Source organism: Methylophaga sp. UBA1464 (genome assembly GCF_002325665.1).
Lineage (GTDB): Bacteria > Pseudomonadota > Gammaproteobacteria > Nitrosococcales > Methylophagaceae > Methylophaga.
In genome coordinates, this window is the sequence record NZ_DCSO01000077.1 from 59,867 (window position 1) to 82,475 (window position 22,609).

General features: G+C 45.3%; 27 protein-coding genes. 21 read left to right on the forward strand and 6 right to left on the reverse strand.

Going from position 1 to position 22,609, the window contains the following annotated elements:
- Both B3O33_RS09510 and B3O33_RS09515 read right to left on the reverse strand, forming a co-directional pair.
- A partial coding sequence (locus B3O33_RS09510; RefSeq protein ID WP_292363499.1) for a PepSY-associated TM helix domain-containing protein occupies nucleotides 1-1,346 on the reverse strand: 1,346 nt, incomplete at its 3' end.
- A 3-nt stretch (nucleotides 1,347-1,349) separates the two neighbouring features.
- The gene (locus B3O33_RS09515) at nucleotides 1,350-1,655 is read right to left on the reverse strand and encodes an iron uptake protein (RefSeq protein WP_292362460.1); all 306 of its coding nucleotides are present in this window, start codon (nucleotides 1,653-1,655) and stop codon (nucleotides 1,350-1,352) included.
- A 312-nt stretch (nucleotides 1,656-1,967) separates the two neighbouring features.
- Between B3O33_RS09515 and B3O33_RS09520 the strand changes: the two genes are divergently transcribed.
- From B3O33_RS09520 to B3O33_RS09580, 13 genes are all read left to right on the forward strand, one after another.
- A complete protein-coding gene (locus tag B3O33_RS09520; RefSeq protein ID WP_292362462.1) occupies nucleotides 1,968-3,023 on the forward strand; it encodes a succinylglutamate desuccinylase/aspartoacylase family protein in 1,056 nt (351 codons plus the stop codon).
- Nucleotides 3,024-3,132: 109 nt separating this feature from the next.
- On the forward strand, nucleotides 3,133-3,600 hold the full coding sequence (locus B3O33_RS09525; protein WP_292362463.1) for a GNAT family N-acetyltransferase: 468 nt from the start codon (nucleotides 3,133-3,135) through the stop codon (nucleotides 3,598-3,600).
- A gap of 157 nt (nucleotides 3,601-3,757) precedes the next feature.
- Nucleotides 3,758-4,036: a type II toxin-antitoxin system RelB/DinJ family antitoxin gene (locus B3O33_RS09530; protein ID WP_292362464.1), complete on the forward strand. Its 279-nt coding sequence runs from the start codon at nucleotides 3,758-3,760 to the stop codon at nucleotides 4,034-4,036.
- Entirely contained in the window at nucleotides 4,029-4,301 is a 273-nt protein-coding gene (locus B3O33_RS09535; RefSeq protein WP_292362465.1) for a type II toxin-antitoxin system YafQ family toxin, read from the forward strand. The genes B3O33_RS09530 and B3O33_RS09535 overlap by 8 nt, the downstream gene beginning before the upstream one ends.
- Nucleotides 4,302-4,658: 357 nt before the next feature.
- Nucleotides 4,659-5,279, forward strand: coding sequence for a DUF7424 family protein (locus B3O33_RS09540; RefSeq protein WP_292362466.1), 621 nt, complete (start codon nucleotides 4,659-4,661; stop codon nucleotides 5,277-5,279).
- Nucleotides 5,280-5,464: 185 nt separating this feature from the next.
- The gene (locus tag B3O33_RS09545) at nucleotides 5,465-6,364 is read left to right on the forward strand and encodes a lipid kinase (RefSeq protein WP_292362467.1); all 900 of its coding nucleotides are present in this window, start codon (nucleotides 5,465-5,467) and stop codon (nucleotides 6,362-6,364) included.
- Between the two features lies 1 nt (nucleotide 6,365).
- Nucleotides 6,366-6,800 (forward strand): hypothetical protein, encoded by a 435-nt coding sequence (locus tag B3O33_RS09550; RefSeq protein ID WP_292362468.1) that lies wholly within the window; start codon nucleotides 6,366-6,368, stop codon nucleotides 6,798-6,800.
- 129 nt (nucleotides 6,801-6,929) lie between these two features.
- Nucleotides 6,930-7,862: an aldo/keto reductase gene (locus B3O33_RS09555; protein WP_292362469.1), complete on the forward strand. Its 933-nt coding sequence runs from the start codon at nucleotides 6,930-6,932 to the stop codon at nucleotides 7,860-7,862.
- A complete protein-coding gene (locus tag B3O33_RS09560) occupies nucleotides 7,859-8,530 on the forward strand; it encodes an MFS transporter permease (protein WP_292362470.1) in 672 nt (223 codons plus the stop codon). Before B3O33_RS09555 ends, B3O33_RS09560 begins: the two co-directional genes overlap by 4 nt.
- Nucleotides 8,531-8,709: 179 nt before the next feature.
- Nucleotides 8,710-9,018 (forward strand): hypothetical protein, encoded by a 309-nt coding sequence (locus B3O33_RS09565; protein ID WP_292362471.1) that lies wholly within the window; start codon nucleotides 8,710-8,712, stop codon nucleotides 9,016-9,018.
- A gap of 87 nt (nucleotides 9,019-9,105) precedes the next feature.
- Complete coding sequence (locus tag B3O33_RS09570) at nucleotides 9,106-9,468, forward strand: DoxX family protein (RefSeq protein ID WP_292362472.1); 363 nt, start codon at nucleotides 9,106-9,108, stop codon at nucleotides 9,466-9,468.
- Between the two features lie 239 nt (nucleotides 9,469-9,707).
- The gene (locus tag B3O33_RS09575; RefSeq protein ID WP_292362473.1) at nucleotides 9,708-10,289 is read left to right on the forward strand and encodes a GNAT family N-acetyltransferase; all 582 of its coding nucleotides are present in this window, start codon (nucleotides 9,708-9,710) and stop codon (nucleotides 10,287-10,289) included.
- A gap of 141 nt (nucleotides 10,290-10,430) precedes the next feature.
- A complete protein-coding gene (locus tag B3O33_RS09580; protein ID WP_292362474.1) occupies nucleotides 10,431-11,207 on the forward strand; it encodes a zinc-dependent peptidase in 777 nt (258 codons plus the stop codon).
- A gap of 35 nt (nucleotides 11,208-11,242) precedes the next feature.
- On the opposite strand, the gene B3O33_RS09585 is transcribed toward B3O33_RS09580, so the two are convergent.
- Nucleotides 11,243-12,565, reverse strand: coding sequence for an MFS transporter (locus tag B3O33_RS09585; protein WP_292362475.1), 1,323 nt, complete (start codon nucleotides 12,563-12,565; stop codon nucleotides 11,243-11,245).
- Nucleotides 12,566-12,681: 116 nt separating this feature from the next.
- Between B3O33_RS09585 and B3O33_RS09590 the strand changes: the two genes are divergently transcribed.
- Both B3O33_RS09590 and B3O33_RS09595 read left to right on the forward strand, forming a co-directional pair.
- Nucleotides 12,682-13,101, forward strand: coding sequence for a cysteine peptidase family C39 domain-containing protein (locus B3O33_RS09590; protein ID WP_292363500.1), 420 nt, complete (start codon nucleotides 12,682-12,684; stop codon nucleotides 13,099-13,101).
- Nucleotides 13,102-13,121: 20 nt separating this feature from the next.
- Entirely contained in the window at nucleotides 13,122-13,472 is a 351-nt protein-coding gene (locus B3O33_RS09595) for a VOC family protein (protein WP_292362477.1), read from the forward strand.
- An 87-nt stretch (nucleotides 13,473-13,559) separates the two neighbouring features.
- Here B3O33_RS09595 and B3O33_RS09600 read toward each other — a convergent pair whose 3' ends face one another.
- Genes B3O33_RS09600 through B3O33_RS09610 form a run of 3 tightly spaced genes read right to left on the reverse strand, consistent with a single transcriptional unit; the run spans nucleotide 13,560 to nucleotide 16,380 of the window.
- Nucleotides 13,560-14,285 carry a copper resistance protein B gene (locus B3O33_RS09600; protein WP_292362483.1) on the reverse strand — a complete coding sequence of 242 codons (726 nt, stop codon included), beginning with the start codon at nucleotides 14,283-14,285 and terminating at the stop codon, nucleotides 13,560-13,562.
- The gene (locus B3O33_RS09605) at nucleotides 14,272-15,969 is read right to left on the reverse strand and encodes a copper resistance system multicopper oxidase (protein WP_292362484.1); all 1,698 of its coding nucleotides are present in this window, start codon (nucleotides 15,967-15,969) and stop codon (nucleotides 14,272-14,274) included. The genes B3O33_RS09600 and B3O33_RS09605 overlap by 14 nt, the downstream gene beginning before the upstream one ends.
- 60 nt (nucleotides 15,970-16,029) lie before the next feature.
- The gene (locus tag B3O33_RS09610) at nucleotides 16,030-16,380 is read right to left on the reverse strand and encodes a hypothetical protein (protein ID WP_292362485.1); all 351 of its coding nucleotides are present in this window, start codon (nucleotides 16,378-16,380) and stop codon (nucleotides 16,030-16,032) included.
- A gap of 257 nt (nucleotides 16,381-16,637) precedes the next feature.
- Between B3O33_RS09610 and B3O33_RS09615 the strand changes: the two genes are divergently transcribed.
- The 6 genes from B3O33_RS09615 (at nucleotide 16,638) to B3O33_RS09640 (ending at nucleotide 22,499) form a co-directional block, all read left to right on the forward strand.
- Nucleotides 16,638-16,937 (forward strand): helix-turn-helix domain-containing protein, encoded by a 300-nt coding sequence (locus B3O33_RS09615; RefSeq protein ID WP_292362486.1) that lies wholly within the window; start codon nucleotides 16,638-16,640, stop codon nucleotides 16,935-16,937.
- A gap of 660 nt (nucleotides 16,938-17,597) precedes the next feature.
- A complete protein-coding gene (locus tag B3O33_RS09620; protein ID WP_292362487.1) occupies nucleotides 17,598-18,233 on the forward strand; it encodes a hypothetical protein in 636 nt (211 codons plus the stop codon).
- A 186-nt stretch (nucleotides 18,234-18,419) separates the two neighbouring features.
- Nucleotides 18,420-19,511: a M23 family metallopeptidase gene (locus B3O33_RS09625; protein WP_292362488.1), complete on the forward strand. Its 1,092-nt coding sequence runs from the start codon at nucleotides 18,420-18,422 to the stop codon at nucleotides 19,509-19,511.
- A gap of 195 nt (nucleotides 19,512-19,706) precedes the next feature.
- Nucleotides 19,707-20,369 carry a TorF family putative porin gene (locus B3O33_RS09630; RefSeq protein WP_292362489.1) on the forward strand — a complete coding sequence of 221 codons (663 nt, stop codon included), beginning with the start codon at nucleotides 19,707-19,709 and terminating at the stop codon, nucleotides 20,367-20,369.
- Between the two features lie 67 nt (nucleotides 20,370-20,436).
- Nucleotides 20,437-21,276, forward strand: coding sequence for an alpha/beta hydrolase (locus B3O33_RS09635; RefSeq protein ID WP_292362490.1), 840 nt, complete (start codon nucleotides 20,437-20,439; stop codon nucleotides 21,274-21,276).
- A 437-nt stretch (nucleotides 21,277-21,713) separates the two neighbouring features.
- Nucleotides 21,714-22,499 (forward strand): hypothetical protein, encoded by a 786-nt coding sequence (locus tag B3O33_RS09640; RefSeq protein ID WP_292362491.1) that lies wholly within the window; start codon nucleotides 21,714-21,716, stop codon nucleotides 22,497-22,499.
- Nucleotides 22,500-22,609: the final 110 nt, after the last annotated feature.

Genomic DNA, 22,609 nt, shown 5'->3' on the forward strand with positions numbered 1-22,609 from the left:
CCGATCATTTCAGCGGGTAATAAGCGGTTTGCCACCAACATGCTGACGGTAGCCACCAACATGCCAGTCACAGTCGTGACAGCCAGTGCATCAACTATCTGACTGCCGGAGCTGCCCTGCAATGTATGCTGACGTTTACGTTTTTCGACAAAGAAGATAAAGCCGGTAGCAATACAGATGGCTCCGACCAATCCGCCAAATACATACAACCAACGCAGCAGCCAATGTTCAAAATGCTGTAAATGCAGTCCGGTCAGAAATTCGTTGATTTCAGAAACCGCAGAGCGGGGTGGTTCTTCACGAATTAACTCACCGGTACTGGCATTAAAGTGCATGCCTTCACCTACCAGAGCAACCCGATCACTACCGGCACGATAAATACTGACAAAGCTGTTGGCATCATCCACATGCGTGATTTTCAAAAAGCCGACTTCACCCGGCATCTCTTTCTCAGCCCAGCGTTGTTTGGCATGCGCCACCATGGCATCCACAGAAGCTATCTCAGAGGCCACCCCGGCACGGTCATGCGGTAAACCGGTTTCGCTGGCCTCAACCATTTCATGGTAATCATGTAAGGGCTCCAGCTGAGTATGTGTCACCGGAAAGTAGAAAAAGCTGGCAAAGATCACCAGACCGGTAAAGGTAAAAAAGAAATGAAACGGCAATGCCACCATGCCGGTGAGATTATGCAAATCCAGCACACTGCGCTGCGTTTGTTTGTCTGGACGGAAGGTAAAAAACTCACGGAAACGCTTACGATGAATAATCACCCCACTGACTAAAGCCGCCATCATAATAAAGGCGGCAATACCGACGATATAAATGCCAATGTGATTCCAGTTCCAGTTCAGGCTGTAATGCATCGGATAGAAAAACTTGCTGCCGATTTTCAGCTGGTCATCTGGGAACGCCTTACCAGTACGTGGATCAATGGTGATATTGCCATGAATATGATTATGACCTTCAGGGTCGAGTGGCTGCGGCACCAGAAAGCCAACACCCATAATCAGCACCGGATCACGATGCGTGGTGTAAGCCCAGAATTCATCGGCTGGTAATTCTGTACGAGGAGTCATCGGCCCCTGACTCAAATCATGCAGCAGCGGCATGTTGGTGTTGTAATCCTGCTCATTGGGTTCAACCGAACGCAAAATCGGCAGCAACATCTCATCAAAGGATGGCATCACCTGTGGTTCAAAACGGCTTTCCGGTATTGACCAGCGATCAATTTCACGATCAAAAACGGACAGGCTGCCAAAAAAGAACACCACCATCAGAATAAAACCCAGGGTCAGACCAAACCAGGTATGCAGCCAGGCCATTGATTGTCGAAAGCTACTGAACATGGTTTAAATTCCTTGTAAAAATGACTGTTGCACAACACTGGCCAGCACGGTCATTACCACACCACCCCCAAACAGAATCAGCCATAACCGAATTAACTTATCTGTTGCCATTCCCCATAAAAACAGACTGAGATAGACCAGTAAGCCCAGCATCAACATGCCCATTTCAACATCATGAAATTCCACACCCAACGGAATCAAAGCCGCAATAGTGATGGCAATCAGGCCCCAGGTGAACAGATAGCCGCCCACCAGACTGGCAAAAATCCGGCTGGCAACTGGCCAGGCGGGAGAGGAAAAATTTGGCATGAAAACGGACCTGTCTGAAAAACGAAATGCATCACTGAGAGATAACACTCTGTGAATTGCTAAAATCTAATGCTAAATGATAATAATTAACATTCACATTGTATAGCGGTATGCTTTTTAATTAAAGGGGAAAAATTCATCCACAGCGCTTCTCCCTGGTAATCGAATCGCCACTGTTTGATAAGTACAACCAGCTTTGTAGTTCAATAATTTCAGCCTTTGTAAAACAACACCTATTGACAGCAATGCTATAAATTTAATGGATGCTTTAAAGCCCAACGATTTTTTAAACTTCAGGAAACATGAACCGACATGAATAACAATAAGCGAAGCCATTTCTTTGTAAAACAATGGATGTTGGTGTTATGGCTTTTAGCCAGTAGTTCGGCATTTGCTCAAGCTCCCTTCGAACTTGCCAAAGTGAAGACCGAAGCAGGGCAATCACATTCTTATATCGCCGAAGAACATGATATTAAAGTGCCCGTCACCGTGATACATGGCACACAACCCGGGCCGGTGTTATTACTCACAGCCGGAGTGCACGGGGATGAGTTTCCAGCCATTTTGGCTTTGCAACGTCTGCGCGAAGAGGTCGATGCAAAACAATTAAAAGGCACGTTAATAATGGTGCATCTGGCTAACTTGCCGGGGTTTCATGCCCGCCGGGTTGCTTTGCATCCTGCCGATAATAAAAATCTTAATCGCGAATTTCCCGGTGATAAAAACGGTACCCCCACCGAACAACTGGCCGAGTTTTTTACCCGTGAATTTATCAGCCGCATCGATTTTCTGATTGATATGCATTCCGGCAGCTGGAATCAGCAGTTATGGCCACACGTCTATTCACCGTTTGTCGGTGATCAACAACTGGACGATCTGACCTTTGAATTCGCCAAAGCCATCGGTATGCAACATATCGTAATGTATGGCGAACGTCCACGCGATCCGGCCAATTCGATTTCCTATCCGAATACCGCCATGACACGCGGCAAACCCGGCCTCACCACTGAAATAGGTCATCTTGGTCAACGTGATGAAGCATCAGTTGAAGACACGCTAACGCTGTCGCGAAATGCGCTGTACTTTCTGGAAATGCTGCCCGGCAAACCAATGCCGCATTCAGATCCGATCATCTATGACAAACTCAAATCCGTTGCCAGCCCGGCCGATGGTTTATTCACCCCACGCGTTGAAATCGGCAGTGCCGTAGAAAAGGGCACCATCGTCGGAGATATCAGAGATTATTTTGGCAATATCGTCGCCGAGTTAACCGCACCCGTAAGCGGAACTGTATTGATGATTAACGACACCCCGCCGGTTAAGGCAGGCGAAACACCTGTAACCATTGGAATTGAGCAGGAAAACTAAGAAATTAGCCTGAATACTATTGTCACTCGACAGGCAAATTCATAACTGCTTGCTGTAGCGACGTTATCAGGAATAAAGTTCATCAACAGCGCCTGGGAGCAAAAATGACATGAAGCTCGAGTTTAAATGGTCTCGTTTGGAATCTTTAACTACCATCGAGCTTTACGAGATCATCAAAGCGCGTGAATCGGTTTTTGTTGTCGAGCAACATTGTCCCTATCAGGAAACCGATGATTTGGACGTTCACGCCTGGCATCTATCTGCCCTGGTAAATGGTGAACTGGCCGCTTACGCCAGAGTTATTGAGCCGGGAATTAAAAGCAACCAGCCGTCGATTGGCCGCGTGATGAGCGTTAAAAAATTCAGGGCGCAAGGAATCGGTAGAGCACTGATGGAAGAAGCTATCAAATTCATTGAACTCAAATTTCCAGACAATGACATCAAAATCTCAGCACAGGTTTACTTACAACAGTTCTATACATCACTTGGTTTTCATGCTTCTGGAGAACCGTATGATGAAGATGGTCTACCGCATATCGACATGATTAAGTCAGTAAATCACACAGCTAAATACTGAGCGATTGTGCAAAGAGATTATATCGAATCATCTTTAAATGCTGCCGACAGGTAACCCGTTTTGCACGATCCAAATGGTAGCTCAGCTTGGACTTACTTCATACATTTGATACAATTTTTCAGGCTATGTAATACATAGTTATACAAATGGTGATGATATGAAAACAGAAATGCTGAGTACCCGAATTGACCACGAGACCAAGTTAGCTTTTACGAACGTTTGCGAGGATATGGGACTTAGCCCATCTCAAGCCATAAAGCTTTTTGCCAAGGCGGTAATCAATTATGGCGGTATACCGTTTGAGCTGAGAATGAAACAGCCTAATGCAACAACAGCCGCAGCTATCGCCGAGTTAGAGACGGGCAAGGCAAATTCTGCCAGCGATATTGAAACACTGTTCAAGGAACTGAACATTGGTAAATTGGATAATGCTTAAACTTGAGTACTCGACCCAGTTTAAAAAAGACTTTAAGAAAATAGTGAAACGGCCAATTGCCGATGTAATTGAGGTCGGCCACGTCATTAAACAACTACAACTCGGCGAAACGCTCCCGGAAAAGTATGTTGATCACCCACTGTCTGGCAATTGGCAAAATTATAGAGACTGCCACATAAAACCTGACTTGGTTTTAATTTATAAACTCGACAATACCTCGCTCAAGCTGGCCAGAATAGGCACCCATGCCGACTTGTTTCGATAGCAGGCTGGTGAACGGTATTAAACCTTACCCAACAATAAAATCTGTTAAATGCTTGCTGTAACGTTATAGCCGGGCGTAAAGTCTTTGCGTAGGCCTCACGGATTATGGACGCTAAGCCATGTATCAAAACATTATTTCCATAGTTGCCACCAGAGATATTTAGGAGCAGAGCAAAAACTAACGTGAAAATCAAGGTGTCAGCCAGCTTGATTATGCAAAATCAAGGGAAATCAAGGGGAAATCAAGGTGTCAGCCAGCTTGATTATGAAATCAAATTTATTCAAACAGAATGAAGCAGTGAAAACATAGTGTTAATCTGACCTTAAATTTAAAAACTTTGGGAAGGAAAACGACACAATGAAAAAAACGATTTTATTACCTATTTTTTTAATCCTTTCGGCATGCAAAGTAGACACCGTTATTGATGTTTCAACCGATCAGCTCAGAAATGAAACCCCCGAAAATTTAACAGCCAGCTTGTATCTTGAAATACCATCCTGCAATGATTATGAAGATTCACGCAGAGAATCTGATTCATTAGTCAACGCTAAAGCAAAAACACCGCAATTGTTTAAAGGTGCAGAATACGTTGAATGTTTTACTCAAAAAATGGACACATGGGCTCATTTCAAAATACCCGTTGCAATTATAAAAGACTCTCGCTCGCCTGTTACTGATTTGAATCTTGTAAGCAATGAATTCACTTTAATGGGTATGGCTGCGAAAGAAGATTTTGTTAAAAGGTTGGAAGATGAAAATAGTCGTTCCTATGTTTCTAACGATTATTACATTGAAATAAATTTAAAAACTAATGAAGAATTTGATATTAAAGTTATATCTGCATATTTACAGGATCATCCATACACAATTGGCACAGGTACCTTCAAAAAAGATGCAACTATCAAAATATCCCTTTCTGATGTCTCCATTGATCAGCTACTAACCGATCATCAAGTAGTAATACTTGAGTATCAGTGATATCTAGGTCAAGAATAAAAATTCAAATCAATGAAAATCAAGGGGCCATCCAAGCTGATTACACGCTCCCCTTTGATACCTTGTTAATCTCGATTAATGCTGTCGCTAATTCCATATGGTACTTATTGTTTTCTGACAGCGTTTTATCGTCGTATTAAGCTAAGCTCTTAACAAGAGAAAAATACTTGCAGCACGCATTGTTAATTATTAATCCGCATAGCCGAAATGGGCAAGCTGAGGCATTGGAAGAGGCCGTACAATTGCTTGAAGCCTCAGGCATTGAGGTCTGCGTTTATGAGTCTGAAAGCGAAGCCCATTTGATTTCGCTCATTGAAGCGTATGAACGAGAAGACGGAATCATTATTCTGGCCGGTGGTGATGGAACCATCAGCTCCGCTTTGGATGCTATCTATACCTGTCAACGCACATTGGCTATTTTCCCAATGGGAACGGCAAATGATCTTGCCCGATCCATTGGTGTCCCGGAGGATCTGTTATCCGCTGCACAGGTCATCGTTGATGGCAGGCGCGAACGCATCAGTTTAGGTAAAGTCAATAAACAGGCTTTTATTAATGTGGCTCACGTAGGTTTAGGGGTTGATGTAACACGCGAGCTTACCTCGGATAGCAAGAAGTTCTTTGGTGTGTTCGCGTATCTTGGCGCATTTTTAAGAGCAATTAAGCGTAACAAAAGCTTTAAAGTTCACATCAAAGCAGATGACTGGCAGTGCTCCACCAAGGCCATTCATCTGGCAATAGGCAATGGTCGGTTTTATGGTGGCGGGAATATCGTTGATCAACGATCAACGTTGCTGGATGGACAGCTGAATTTGTTTTTTATCAAGCCACAACGATGGTGGCAGCTTTTGTTGCTCGGACCTCAATTACGTAACGGTGATTTGCATACGACTGACCGCATAGTCCGTAAAACCGCTGAAAAGTTCAGTATTCAGACCACTAAACCAAAAGCGTTGGAAGCCGATGGTGAAGCTAAAACAACAACGCCCGCAGAATTTGACGTTATCCCTAAAGCCATCGAAGCCATTGTTGGCGATATGCCAACAGCCACCTCAGGAACAGTTTGATATGTTGATAATACGTACTGATGACCAGGCCGATGCTCTGGAGATTTTAAAATTAATCATCGAAACAGCCGACTTTTACCGGGCAATGGGTGAGTTATTAACGGAAGAAAATGTGAATCATCCGCTTTTTGACATTGCCAAACAACGGGAGTCGTATATAGAGTCGTTTCGAAAAGTCGTTAAACAGTTGCATGAACTTCCAGCGACACCCGATTCCGATAAAGAATGGGTTGATGAGCTTGGTGGCAGGATGACCAATTTGTTTTCTGCTGATTCCACCCAGGCGATTTTAGATAAATGTCTTAAAAAAGATGAAGTGCTGGCTGAACTAATCAACAATACGGCATTAGCAGAACAGTCGACAGAATTCAAAAAATTACTTGATTCTCTGTACAAGCATCTCGCTGAGACAAAACAACTCATATTAAATAATTAAGCAATATCAGCTGTCCGCCAAATAGATTGTGAATCAACTTTTTACCAAGACGCTTGTCCTCTTTCCTATGATTAAAGTGAAAACTGTCCATCTTTGACCAGCTTAATTGAATTCTAAGGAGCGCTTACCATGAACAAACGCTTCACTCGCAGACAGAGTCTCAAGTTGATCGGTGCCGGTCTGGCCGTTTCCATATTGCCTCCCATGCCGATTTTTGCTGCCGGCAATGAGCTGCTTCAAAAACGCTATTCGGGTGATAAAAAGCTGCCGGTCATTGGTATGGGCACCTGGCGTACTTTTAATGTCGGCAGTGATTCAAAGTTGCTCGATGCCCGGGCCGAAGTGGTAAGAACTTTTTTTGAGCTTGGCGGTGGCATGATTGATTCTTCGCCGATGTATGGTTCTGCACCGGATGTAATGGGCCATGCATTGCAGCAGCTTGGTATTCCTGACAGTTTGTTCTCAGCCGAAAAAGTCTGGAGCCCGGCCGGTGGTTCAGCTCACGAACAGGTTGCTGATTTGAAAGCACGCTGGCAGGTCGGTTATTTCGATCTGGTGCAAGTTCATAATCTGACAGACTGGCGGGAACACCTGGCGGCGCTGCGTGAAATGAAAGCTGAAGGCAGAATTGGCCATATCGGCATTACCACATCGCATGGTCGTCGTCACACAGAGTTCGAACAGATCATGGCTTCTGAAGACATCGACTTTATTCAGCTTACCTACAATATAGCCCAGCGTAAGGCAGAAAAACGGCTGCTGCCTTTGGCAGAAGAAAAAGGCATTGCGGTGATCGCCAACCGACCCTTTAATGGCGGCAGTCTGATTCAGGGTTTGAAGCGCCGTGACGCGCCACTGCCCGAATGGGCAGAGGCGGAATGTGGCTCGACGACCTGGGCAGAGTTTCTGTTGAAGTTTATTGTCAGTCACCCGGCCATGACCTGCGCCATTCCCGCGACAAGCAAGGTAGAGCATCTTCGTGAAAATATGCGTGCCGGTCTTGACCCGATGCCTTCGGCCAGCACCAGACAAAAGATGGCGCGTTATATCGAGGCGCTATGAACAGCTGGACCAGCTACGATCTTCACGATTTTATTCCCTTTACTGCCGATATCTATTTTCGCTTGCTTGAACGCATGAGTGAAAGTTTCTGGCCACTGCATCTGCTGACACTGATGCTAGGGGTGACAGCTGTTTGGCTGGCATTCAAAAATTACTCCCGATTAGTTTGTCTTTTGATCGCGCCTGTCTGGGCGTTTGTAGGGTATGCATTTTTTATACAACATTATGCCGAGCTCAACTGGGCAGGTGGCTATATTGGCTATGTTTTTTTCGCCCAGACCATCCTGTTGTTATTGGTTGCACTCACCGGTCTGGGATTTGACAATGTTTCGCGCAAAAAGCCAGCGGCTGTTATTGGTATAGCGATTGCCTTGGCGGGATTGATTGGCTTGCCGTTTATGGCGCCACTCATGGGTGGATCCTGGCTACAGGCCGAAGTGTTTGGTATCCATGCTGATCCGACTGCCGTAACCACGCTGGGACTTGCATTGATTATGTTCAGGGGATGGGGGTTGTGGCTGATCGCCATCATACCGGCATTCTGGTTATTAATTTCTGGTCTGACCTTATGGGTATTGGGTACGCCGGGAGCTATTGCACTGTTTACCATAGTGGCAACAGGACTGATCGGGCTGATTTGGAAAAGTGCTGAAAGTCGGTTTGTTTAAACTGGCGGATTAATTAAATAGTTTGAAGCGAAAGTCTCAACAGGCTTTCGTTAAATGCCTGTGAGCAGAAAGAAAACGCAAACTTGAGTTGGGTCTGGTCTTGGTGAAAATATCAATCCTCGATGATTGTGGTAATGGATTAATATGACTTTCAAGCTGATGATTGACGGAGCAACAGCATGTATACGAACAACTATCTGCGTAACCGCGGCATTTTTATTTTGATCATCCTGGCTGTGGCATTGTTGTCTGCCTGGCTAATAAGACCACACCCTGAACTTGAAACCTTTTATGTTGATGGGACAGTGGTTGAAATAACTGAAGGCCAACTCACCACCATGCTGGTGGAAATTGAAAATGGTGACAAAACAAGGCTGTTGGTCAGCCAGAAAGTACCCGACCTGGATAGCCCTATTCGTCTGATTGGCAAACGCTATGCTGACGGTAACGTACGTTATCAAATCCCTGCAAATGAAGACCTTGAGTAATTCACGTCTCTGACGTGTTTAACATGTTCTCTGTAACAGTCTGCGATTTCATTTGTCTTTGAGCTATATCTTGCTTAAGGAGTTTTTATGATGAATTTTTTCACTAAATATGGATTTGTGATTCTGGCAGCCATTTTTTTCCTGTCTGGTGCGGCAAAATTAGCTGGTTTGGCGTTTGAGATTCAGGCCTTTGAGCGTTGGGGATATCCACTGTGGTTTATGTACCTTACTGGTTTTATTGAAGTTTCAGGGGCCGTGGTATTACTGATTAAACCCGTGCGGGCACTGGCAGCTGCTGGGCTGAGCCTGTTTATGATTGGACCGGTCGTGACGCATGTTTTGCATGCCGAGTGGGGCATGATGATGGTTGCTTTGGCAATCATGTTGTTGGCAGGCTGGATGGCCTGGCAATGGCGGGAAAGTGTCTCACTGTCATTTTTAATCAAGTGAAATATGCTGACTCTGACGCCAAATATTCAGCCGCCAATGTAGAATTATGGTTCTCCAATTCGTCTATACAGTAAATACTTAAGTAGACGCCCTTGAAAATCGTGATTGTAACTCTGGTATAAGCCAATTTAAGTAACGTAAGGGAAGCATGGTGTAATAGAGTGAATATCCGGGCTAAATAAGCCCGATCAGTGGTTTTCATATTTGTTCGAATTTCTTAACCCACCAGGAATTCTATGATGAACAATACTATACGAACAGCCACACCGGCCGATGAACCTGTCATCATCAACACCATCATTCTGGCATTTGCAATGGACCCGATGGTGCGATGGACATGGCCCGACCCAAGTCTTTATCTTGCCAATATGCCCGAACTTATACATGCATTTGGAGGCGGGGCTTTTGTGCAGCGCAGTGCACATATTACGCATGACCAGCGAGGGGCAGCATTATGGCTACCGCCTGATACACATCCGGATGAAGAAAAATTAGGCTTACTGATTGAAAGCACCGTTGCCGGGCCTCAGCAGCAGGAAGTGTTCATGGTCTTAGAGCAAATGGGCGATTTCCGTCCAGATGTGCCTCACTGGTATTTACCCTTGATAGCTGTCGATCCGACACATCATGGAAAGGGGCATGGCTCATCTTTGATGAAACATGCGCTCGAGCAATGCGATAAGGATGGCTGTCAGGCTTACCTCGAGTCATCAAACCCGAGGAATATTTCGTTGTATCAGCGCCACGGATTTGAAGCTTTGGGTGAAATCCAGTGTGGTTCATCTCCTACGATGATTCCAATGTTGCGGTTACCGCATTGATAGTGCAGATATTTGTCGAATAAAATTCCTCGCCCAATGACAAAGATCAACAGACCCTAGTAATCTGATATCAAATATCCGGGCTTATTTATTGCTGAGCCGAGGGGGAGTCTTGTTGTAATTGGAAATGGTGCGATAAACATGTTTAAGCAATTGCGTGACTGGCGTGAAGCCCGAAAGATTAAAAAGATGGGGTTTACTGCAGAGCAGTGGGAGTCTGCAGTTGCTGACTGGTCGGTTATGGAGCGTTATCATGGTGCGGAGCGTGAGGCGTTGCGAAAGCTGACCTTTCGTTTGCTTGCTCGTAAAACCGTGCTTTCGGGGGCCGAATTTCAATTTACGGATGCGATGTGTCTCAAACTTGCGACTATGGCCTGTGTGCCCATTCTGCATCTTGGGCTTCATTGGTATGACCACTGGCAAACGATTATTCTTTATGAGGGGGATTTTGTGCCGAATCGTCCTTATCGCACAGATGATGGAGTGGTTCATCCAAGAAGCCCCGGCCTGAGTGGCGAAGCCTGGGAACAGGGACCAGTAATTTTATCGTGGCAGGCGATTAGCGAAAGTGGCGGCGATACCCGCCATGGTAAAGCCAGTAATGTGGTGATTCACGAGTTGGCACATAAGCTGGATATGCTGCGTGATGGGGCCAATGGTGCGCCGCCGATGCATCCCGATATGCGACCCGGTAAATGGCACGATATTTTTACAGCGGCGTGGGATAGATTGGAAAATGATCTTCAGCATCATCGCTCGTTACCGATTGATGACTATGCACTGACCAGTCCGGCAGAATTTTTTGCCGTGTGCAGTGAGGCTTTTTTTGAGGCACCCAAAACCATGAAACAGGAAATGCCCAAAGTCTATCGGCTGTTATGCCAGTTTTATCGTCAGCAGCCAGTACCATTGGATTAAGCTGCTCAGGCAAAGCCGCTCTTATCAATTGAACATCAGTCCCGCGGATATTGTCCTGCCTTGATCTGCCCACGTGATAAATTCACTTTAAGGCAGACAAGAAATGCCAGTGCAAAAAACACGGCACACAGCAAAATCGCATTCTGTAAACCGACCAGCGCCTGCATCAGGCCGACACCGACTAGACCAATGATGGCGGCCAGTTTATGAGATAACCCCCAGAAACCAAAGAATTCGGCTGCTCTGGGCAATGGGGTTAATTTGCCAACAATTGCACGGCTGGCCGATTGTGTGGCACCCAGACATAAACCAGCTGCCACTGCGACTACCAGAAAAATATCCTGCCGTTCGGCCTGATACCCCAGCGAATTAATACCGTCAGTTATATTAGGTGTTTGCCAGATCAGCAACACCGCGCCAATCCAGAACAGCAGGGTGAATTGATAGGTAAACTGACTGCCGCGCCGATCTTCGGCCCAGCCAAAAAATATGGCTCCCAGTGTGGCCGTCACTTGCACTGTGATAAAGGTGAGTACCCGCATTTTTTCATCCCACTGCACTACCTGTGCACCGTAGATAAAGGTAAAAGCGATAATGATATAAATGCCTGACATGGCAAACAAAGCCGACAGCAAAAAGATACTCAAGTCCTGATAACCACGCAGATGTTTGAGACTGCCTTCCAGCCGTTGCCAGCCCTGACGCCAGATACTGCTCTCTATCGTGTGACTTGATTTGCCACGTTCTTTCAGTAGCACAAAGGTCGGAATTGCTGCCAGCAGGAAAAAGCCCGCTGCAAAAGGTCCAACCCAGCGTACATTTTGAAAATTTTCCAGGCTGACTTCACCCAGAAACAACAAAGCCAGTCCGGTAGCGACCAAACCGCCTACATAACCCAGGGCCCAACCAAAACCCGAGATTTTGCCCAGATCTTCCGGCGGACCAAGATCCGGTAAAAAGCTGGCAATAAACGATTCACCAATGGAGTAGGCATAATTGGAAATTACTATCAGCAACATGCCGAGCAGAATGTAACCGGGGGCGACAAAATACAGCAGCGCCGTGGCGATGACGGTAACCAGATAGCTGATAAACAAAAACCGTTTGCGCCGGGCGGTCAGATCCATCACCGCGCCGAAAAACGGTGCCGTCAACACCACCAGTAAATAACCCGCTGCCAGTGACAGACTCCACAATAGATTGCCAAGCCGATAGGCATTTTCGGCATCACCGACAATCACCCGGGTAAATAAATCGCCAAACACCACGGTGATAATCAGCAATGTGTAGGCCTGATTGGCAAAATCGAACATTGCCCAGCCGAAAATTTCCTTTTTGTCAGCGCGTGGTTGGCTCATCGTCATTTCGTATGTTGGAAAAAAAGCCGACTATATCATCAATGAACCCGAAGGCGATTTACACAAGCTAAATAGAAATTGATTACACTGCTATAAAAAGCGAGGAGTAATAACGTTTGAAGCCAGTAATACAGGAAGAAACATCAGGATGTGGCATTGCTGCAGTGGCCAATATCTTGGGCAAGACGTATTTAGAAATCAAGGCTATTGCCAACGCAATGGGAATTTATGCTGAAGACCAATCACTTTGGTCTGATACGCAGTATGTCAGGCAGATGTTAAGCCGGAGCGGAGTTGAAACTTCTGCTGATGAAATTCCTTTCGAGGCTTGGGATAAATTGCCGGATTTAGCCTTATTGGCTATCAAATATCATCAGGAAAATGGCAAAAACTTCTGGCACTGGGTGGTTTTCAAACGTGATAATGGCCAAGCCGTGGTACTGGATTCAGCAAGCCACCTACCATGGAATACCAGGAATGACTTTGATGCCATGCAGCCCAAGTGGTTTATTGAGGTAAAGAATACGAGTTCATAATCAATTATCTGGACAAAATCATGAAACAAACCGGAAAAATTAATTACCTTGAAATGCCTTCGCGAAATCTCGACGTGACAAAGCAATTCTTCAGTGACGCATTTGACTGGTCGTTTGTGGATTATGGCCCTGAGTATGTCGCCATTGAGGATGCCGGGCTGGATGGGGGATTTTTTAAATCTGACAAAGTAGCGACAACTGAGAACGGAAGTATATTGGTTGTGTTTTATAGTTCAGAGTTGGAAAACACGGTCGAGAAAGTCAAAAACGCTGGTGGTCAAATTATTCAGGATATCTTTTCATTCCCCGGAGGGCGTCGGTTTCATTTCACCGATCCTAATGGTAATGAATATGCGGTTTGGTCTGAATAGAGTTCTTGCAGCTATTCAGACAGGGGCGTTCCCACGCGGAGCATGGGAACGAGTTTTGGATTAAAGCGAGCTTTGATTATGAGCGTTTTAGAAAAGCAGTTTGATGCCGACTGAAGCAATCCAGTCTTCTTCGCTTTCATGGGCATTTCTGGCGATAGACGCCGTTCGACCAAATTTACGTTCGTATTTCAGATCCAGATAAGGCACGATTTTACGGGTGATTTCATAAAACAGTTTGATACCCAATTCGCCCTGGCTTAAACCTCTGCCTAAATCCTGGCGTTCAACGTTCTGAGCAGTGAAGTCCAGTTGATAGTAGGGTTCAAAGCCAAAACGCTGGGTGAACAGCAGATGATTTTTCTGTTTCAACCGGGCAGTGACATCGCCATAATCACTGATAAACAGATGTGCCTGTGTTTCAAACAGATAGGGTGCCAGCCCATTAAAACCCAGCGTTAAATACCGGGTGGATTCAGGTTGGGTATCTACACGCAGACCAAGCTGAGCATCCCAGAAATTATGCACATTCCGGCTATATAACGCCCAGACTTCACTCTCTTCCAGCTTGCCTTTGTGGCCTTCCAGTTCACCTTTCAGCCAGAGTTTGTGGGTATCACCACCGATCCAGCCATCCCATTCAATATGGGTTTTATCACCTTTACTGCCACCGCCATGTTGTGCTTCAAACCATAAGGCATGGAACAACTGAGATTCATGGCCATGATCGCCATGCTGATGTTCTTCGGCATGGCTGGTAGAGATAAGCAGACTTAATACTAGCGTGAAAACCAGTTTGGATTTAGTGATGATCATGATGACCTCCCATGTCGTGATGTGCTGGATGAGAGGCGGGCAAATCGTCATCATCAAATTCGGCGACGACCACCGTAGACATCATACCTGCAGACATGTGATAAAGAAGATGACAATGAAACGCCCATTCGCCGGGTTCATCAGCGGTCAGGAGTACGGAATATTCGGTGCCTGGTGCCACATTTACGGTGTGTTTGTTGGGTAACTTTTCACCCGGTTGACCATTTTCCAGCTGCACAAACATGCCATGCAGATGCATCGGATGCGCCATCATCGTTTCATTTTTAAAGATCAGCCTGACCCGTTCACCATAATTGAGTTTGATCGGCTCAAACCCCGGATCACCGAATTTATGGCCATTTAAGGTCCAGATAAATCGCTCCATGGTGCCGCCCAAGGTCACCACAATTTCCCGTTCCGCAGGACGCAGATCGGTTTGTGTGCCAAGTGCTCTTAAATCACTATATTGCAACGCTTTATGACCTTCTGGCGTACTGGCATCCGCCCAGCCACTTTGCATTTCGGCGGATTTATCTTGCTGCATGGCTTGATGATCACCACCATGCATATCGTGACCGCTATGATCCATCGAATCATTCTGGTTCATCTGATGATCACCATGATCCATATCATGACCCATATCGGCCATGGTTAATAAGGAACGTGGTCGATGTGCAGGAATCAGTCCTTTCATGCCTTCTCGAGGAGCCAGAGTGCCCAAAGCGAAACCAGTTCGATCAATTGATTCAGCAGCGATGGTATAGGCCTGATCCGCCTGCGGCGTGACAATCACATCGTAGGTTTCAGCAACGGCAAAACGAAATTCATCAACCGTAACCGGCTCGATATATTGCCCATCAGCCTGAATAACGGTCATTTGCAGACCGGGTATCCGCACGTCATACATCGACATGGCCGAGGCGTTGATAAAGCGTAATCGAACACGTTCACCTGGTTGGAAAATGCCGGTCCAGTTTTGATCATTGGTTTGACCATTCACCAGAAACGCATCGTACCGAACATCCGCCAGATCGGTTGGTGACATTCGCATCTGTCCCCAGGCGCTTGCATCCTGCCAGGCGGAAGCTAAGCCGTGCTCGCGTACTTCACTGAAAAAATCCCCAACAGTACGTTGTGAATAATTGTAAAAATGCGGGCTTTTTTTCAGATTACCAAGAATTTTCTGACCGGTTTCATTACTGAAATCAGAAAGCAGCACCACATAATCCCGATCAGCTTGAACCACTGGTTCATCTTTGGGGTGAATAATCAGTGCGCCGTAATGACCATCCTGTTCCTGTAACGCACTATGCGCGTGATACCAATAGGTACCATTTTGACGAAGGGTAAACCGATAGGTGAAGGTTGCCCCGGCTTTGATGGCTTCATAACCACCCAGTCCCGGCACACCATCCATTTCAGGAGGCAGCAGTAATCCGTGCCAATGAACCGAAGTTGGCTCATCCAGTTTGTTCACCACATGGATAACCGCTTCATCCCCTTCGGTAAACTCCATAATCGGGCCGGGAATGCCACCATTCACGGTGATGCGTTCTACTGTTTTGCCAGTGATATTGACCAGTTCACGGTCTATGACCAGTGTGTATTCCGTCACGCCAGCAATGGCTGCGGTATGGAATATTGCAGCTGATAACAGCATCAGCCAGCGACTAAATTGTTTCATGAGATCTATCCTCAAAGTGTTTCGATTGGGTATCCGTAGATACCACTTACAACAGGAGGATTAGCTTCGCGGCGGACGTTCGAATTGGGGAGGGTTTTGACTCACAAGCTGCTCAGCAGTAATTGCCAAACGGCTTTGCGAATAAAGGGAGGCCATAAAAATCGGTTGAAAACCTAACACACCAGAAGCATGGCAGTTCGCTGCAGCACACTGACAATTGTCACTGGCGCAATGTGAATTGGTAGCGTGTTTTGCTTGAGGTTCAGCATCGGAATGACAATCATGCTGTTGCTCGCTCATCTCATGATGCACAGCCATATCATTATTTGCTGCATGCGCAGCAGGCATCAGCATCGACAGCATAAACAAGCCGATAAGCAAATAATGAAAAAGAGACTGTGGTTTTGTCATTAAACAATTACCAATAAATAACGTTTGGTTAGACACAGGATAAGCCAAAAGTTTTTGTTATGCCAAAACTCTAGAGATAAAACATTATAGTGAGAAACACATCCTAATACTTATTCAACTCTGCCTATTTTACCTAGCGGTTCAAATCAATTTTTTTCACTCAATAATCTTTTTTGCAATACTACGTCAATGACGTATATTTACCATTAAATTGAACATCCTCGCTCATATCTTGAAATCCACTCGTGAGGTAGAAAATGAGTAACGAAACCTTGAGTGCTGAAGAGCTTGGTAACAAGCTGCTCCAATCAGTCAAAGAAATGAAAGCGGGCAAAGCCGCGCGGGTCAGTCGTGTTAAGCCCAATGAAGTGGCAGAGGCGCGTAGTAAAACGGGCCTGACACAGTTAGAGTTTGCAGAAGTGCTTCATATTTCCCCACGGACTTTGCAGGAATGGGAGCAGGGGCGGCGTAAACCTTCGGGACCAGCAAAGGCGTTGATTGATATTGCATTTCGTCACCCGGAAGTGATCCGTGAAGACCTCGAAATGAGGGGGTAACACGAGTGTGTTGTCTGATTTACCTACATTTCGGTAGGCCTTATGCAGATCATTATTTATGACTGTTATAGACATGCGTGATCATTACGATTTTTCCGATTCAGTTAAGAATCCATACGCCAAGAAACTGTGAGGTAATGACCTCATAAACATGGTGTTTTGCAAGCAGGGAGGTAGCATTTTTGTTTCGTGAAGCTATAGCGAGCATTTTGGCTACGGTGCTTTTTTTCCTTATAAGTGTGCTCGCGTTGCATGCAGCATTGGATTAGGATGCCCATAACTCTTGGCATAGGGGCTTAGTCCTTTTGCCAGTTCTGTTCATTCTGGCTATTGTTATTACATGGGCGTGTGGGCGGTATCTTCTATCAAAGGGCTTAGCTAAACCAATGCACTTTATTGCTGGTGCTTTCGGGCTTACGGCAGGAGTCGTTGCGGTTCTCGTCACGCCAGCAATCGTTGTTGGTAGTGTTATTGGTTTTTTTCCTTTGGGATCGTCTATCCTCACCGATTTAGTCGTCCCCCTCATTGCAGCAGTGGCCAGTCTTCCATCCGCTTTAATCTGGTGGTGGATTGTGGCGCATAACCAGTGAATCAAGCCGACCAATTTTACTGCTGCCGCTCCAAACTTGGCAGGTTATTCAAGCGTAATTGGATATACAAATGCATAAAAGCATGATCTATGTACTACTTTTAGTTGCTGGTTCAAGCGTGGCTGAAGAGTGTCAGATGCGTGAATTTGATGTTTCTTCAGTCAAGCCTGGTCATATTTCAAGTTTAAAACACCTTGGGCACACCACCATTAGGGTGTATCACCGAACTAATGAAAATATTAACGAGCTAAATAAAAGTGCTCATATGGATTTACCTAAAAGTCTAGAGCCCTATAACACTGTTAGTTTTACTTGGCCTCAGAATTTGCCTGCTAGCAGAGCATCATGGGCATCAAAAGGGCTTAGATCGTTTAGTGATGAATATTTCGTTTATTGGGATGATTCACCTCATAATGACTGTGAATTAGGCTTGTTACATTTTCCTCCAAAATCACATCAACATCTTGCAGAATCAGAGCCAGACTATTTCGAGTTCTTGGGTGAGGATTGGCCGGGTGGATTTTTCGATGCTTGTTATGGTGTTGCTTATAATTACGCTGGTATACCCGTTTTTTCAGCTTTTTATGATTCACAAGAGCCTGATGTTCAGTTACAACTCGAAAAACGAGCCCAGTATTCCCTTCTGGTTCCAGAATATACGATTCAGAAAAACAGGCTATATTTGAAGACATGTAAATCTAACTAAGTACAACATCAGAAAGCAGATGCAGTTGCCACAATTAAATGAAATTCATATCGGGCTAATCTGTCTTGTGAATAGTCCTTTTATATAACCATGCAAACATGGCGTTTTAACCTCAATCATTTCGCCTACGACCATTCCACCTTAGAGTTGTCATATCAATAATCTATTAAAGAGATAAATGTTGGTATGAGTGATGAACCGACCAAAACAACTGATAGCGAAGAGGTGTCCGAGCCTGACAATGCCCAGACAGAAAACGAGAGCGTTGAGCAGTCGCCAGTAAATCCAAAGAAACGAATCCTACGACCCTGGTTACTGTTTGGTCTGTTTGCTTTATTAGTTGTTCTTCTGACTGTGCGTGATGACCTGCGGCAGAATGCAGCTGAAAGCAGTGAGAATGCAGTTCGTTATGTTACCTTCGATATTTTTGGTTGGTCACCAAGAGATCTTTTTATCTGGCGTTTGCGAGTGGCAGGATTGTTGGATAGCCCACTGGGGCAACGATGGACAAATGCAGTTGAGCGAGCTGGTGAGCAACCCGTGCAAGCAGCTGGTCAGTACCGTGCAACTGAAGCCTTTTCGAGTGATGAAGTTGAGGCACATGTTTATCAGGTCTCGCTTGAGCGAGGCGAAAAGCTGATATGGCAATTTTTACGTCTGGATACTGCTGATAGTCGACTTTACGCCAGCCTGGAGCGACGCGAACAAAATGCTCAAGAATGGTCAACCGTTACGGAGCTGGAAGAAGAGGACTCAACCAATAGTCAGGTAGTCTCCAAAGCGGGTGATTACCGCATCGTTCTACAACCAGAATTGTTTGCCGAAGTGGAATATTCACTGGCAATGGCCAATGGCGGTTCATTACCGTTTCCCGTAGAGGGAGCAGGGCAACGGGATATCGGCAGCCCTTTCGGTGTGGAGCGCGATGGAGGTGCCCGAAAACATCATGGCGTGGATATCTTTGCAGAAAAGGGAACACCAGTTACTGCAGTGATTGATGGCTATGTTCGAACCGGTACAGGTGCCAGAGGAGGCGAACACGTCTGGCTATCAGGCAGCATGATTGGATTCGGCAGTGCTCGTTATTATTACGCCCACCTGGATTCATTCGCGGTTGAATCCGGCGAAAGGGTTAAAAAAGGCGACATACTCGGGTATGTTGGCAACACTGGCAATGCGATTACCACACCACCGCATCTTCATTTCGGAATTTACTCAGGTGGACCGGTTGATCCAGCACCATTTCTGAAGCCAGAGCCTGTTTTACCTGATTCCTGAGCATCTGAACGGGCAGATCAAGGTGATGCTTAAACAGTATCAGTTGCATGCGGATAATACTGGGGTTGGTGAGCTAACTTTTTAAAGTGAAGCTCCCTGCTACTCGTCACAATTTGGGCGGATATGAAATTGGTTAAAAAACACGGACTACTGAGAGGATTCTGCTTACTCATTATCATGATAAGCGTGCCCGGAATGGCCCTGGCACAAATACAAGCCAACACCATCCTAAAATCGAAGTACATTTGGGGCGGTGTTCTGATGGGCGATGGTGCCGTCGTACAGGGTAATCTCAAATACACTGCTGAAAACGGTCTGTTTGTTGGTGGAATGTTCTCCACGCTGGATTTCAGTCATCTCGGTAATAACCAAATTGATGTTAAGGCGGGATACAGCGGTTCGTACGGTAGGCTTAATTACGAAACCGGGCTCGTCAGGCACGGTTTTACTGGTGATAGCCCCAACGATGAGGACGCTGGCGTGCTTAGAACTTTCTTTTCCGGTTCTCTCGGAAGCATGCATTTCATTGTGTTAAGTCCGCTTAACGATTCTAGTTGGACCTCAGCGGGTGATGTTTATGCCAATATCGGCTTTGTAAAACCCTTGCCAGCCGACTTTCGTGTTGCTGTCAGCGCAGGGGCCTATTATTTTAATGATGATGCGGTCTTTAGCGATGGCAGGGTCGCTTTTGAGAAGACGCAATCATTTGCCTTTCGCGATGCCACATTGAGTATTGAGCGTGCCATTCCTAGATTGCCATTGGATTTGGGGCTCCATTACTCAATCGGTGGCGAGCGCCAGAATGGCTTGGAACTGGACGACCATGTCTGGTTTAGCATTAACATTCGTCTGCCCTGAAACGGTTTATGTCACTTCTATGCTGAAGTGCATCCACTTTGAATGTGACTAACGGAGGATAAATCATATGTTTAACCTCAAAACGTATTTATTTGGTTTATTGGTTGTCCTGCCAAATCTCGCATTTTCAGCCGATCGTGAAGCTACCGTATGTGGATGGTTTAAAGAGCGGATGGTTTTTACAATGTGGAGTTCGATGGCTCCGAATCCAGATGCATCCAGGGTTGCCGGAAACGATCTTATCCAGAGAACAGAATTTACAACCGCTGATGACAAAGTTCTAAGAGGTTACAAATATCAGGCACAAGATGAAAACGGCCTGGCAACGCAACCTGAAGGCTACATTCTGGTGGCGTTGGGTAACGCCATGATAGCCGACCTGATGATTACCGCTTTAGAGCGCTTTTCTCAGCGAGGTTACGATGTCTATATTTATGATTACCGCGGCTACGGCGAGTCTCAAGGCAAACGCAGGATTAACGCCATCATCGAAGATTACAAAGAATTAGTGGCTCATCTGAACACACAGTATGAGAAACAGCTGCTTTATGGGATTTCGCTCGGCGGTGCTGTGATGGCTAATGTAATCGGAAGTGGAGCGCAGTTCGATCGCGCGGTGATTGACTCCAGCCCAAGCAGATTATCGCCTCACGGATGTCCAGAGCGTATCGATCCTTCAGAAAATATTCCAGTTGATGCGAATAATATCTTGGTCATAACAGGCGAAAAGGATTCTGTTCTTGGCCCCGAAATGACATCTGAGTTTAGAGATCGAGCAGAACAAAAAGGGGCTGCTGTTTTTAATGGTTCAAACTATGCACATCCTTTTATGGACAGCAGCTATGAGATACACAATGAGCGGTTAAATCGAGTTATTAATTTTCTGGATGGCAGTGAAGGCAATTGAAAGTTGATTACTTCTCTTCCTGTTTCTTAAACCAGAGTTAATGTTACCTGTTCGATAAGCATCCGAAATGGCAAATAATCTGATTTATCAACTCCTAATAACTTATTGAATTTGCCAGTAATACAAATCTGTGAAATATTCACTCCACTACATCCGCAATGGATTGGAGAAATGGAAATCACGTTATGGAAAACACACTGTCCCAAACAACATCAAATAAATCCAGCTTGATTTATCGAGTGTTATCTGAACAAGCTTCTTTTATTGAGAACATCATCCTAATACATAGAATAAATCACAACAAAACCAACCACCTATGTTGGAAAGTTTTGACTTGTCTCGCATTAAAAGTCCGTCGGCTAATAAGGGTCAACCTCACCATTAGCATGCATCTATGTTTTGGTGAAACTGAAAGTATTACTAAAAAGGGATGAGTTTTGGCTGAGCTAAAAGTTAAATTTCGATATCAACATGGTACTGCTGACACTGGCAGATTGGATTTATATAACGCTTCTGTTGCACTAAGTGGTATCGCTAGAGCAACATCTATAGTTACTCATGCATATTTAAACGGTGAGGTTAGGTCCCACGGTGAAGCAGCCCATGGCGCAGAGTTTTATATCAATACTCCCAAAAGAGGGAGCTTCACATATGAGGCTGTGATTTGGGTTGCAGGAGCAATCTCCGGAGGAGTTTTTTATGATTTTGTTAAATACTCCTTCAATGAGGCAGTGGGCAAAATTTCGCAAAATGATCAAATGTCTAGGCAATTAGCTCGGCGCATAGAGCCAACTATAGAAGAACTACCTGCTGTTCTTGAATCTCCACTATCGGATATGCATAGACCTATTCGAAAAGAACCTGTGATGGTAATGGATGTTACAAAACCACGTGGAGAAAAGATTGTTTCTTTTGATTCTGATACAGCTCTTTATTTACTGCCTCATACGGTACCTGCTCCGCATCAAATTATTGGGAACGTAACCAAATACAACAATATAACGGGCTGGGGTCGTTTTTTTGACAGGTTAGAAGCACGAACCATCTCTTTTAATATCAGCTTAAAGAGTCCAGAGGCTCAACGAGAATTGATAACGTGGTCTCAGCACGAGAATAACAGAGGCAATGAAGGGCTTCTTTATCTAAAAGCAGATGCAGTAATTACGCCGAATGACATAATTAAAAGGTACATAGTAAAAGAGGTGAGTCATACACCAATTTAAAAAACTAACAAGGCGCTCAAATTTGTTCCATGTAGGCCTGAGCATATTTGGAGCGAATGTAAAAACTAACAAGTTTTTAGTTTTTACACTGACACTAAATTACTTAGGGG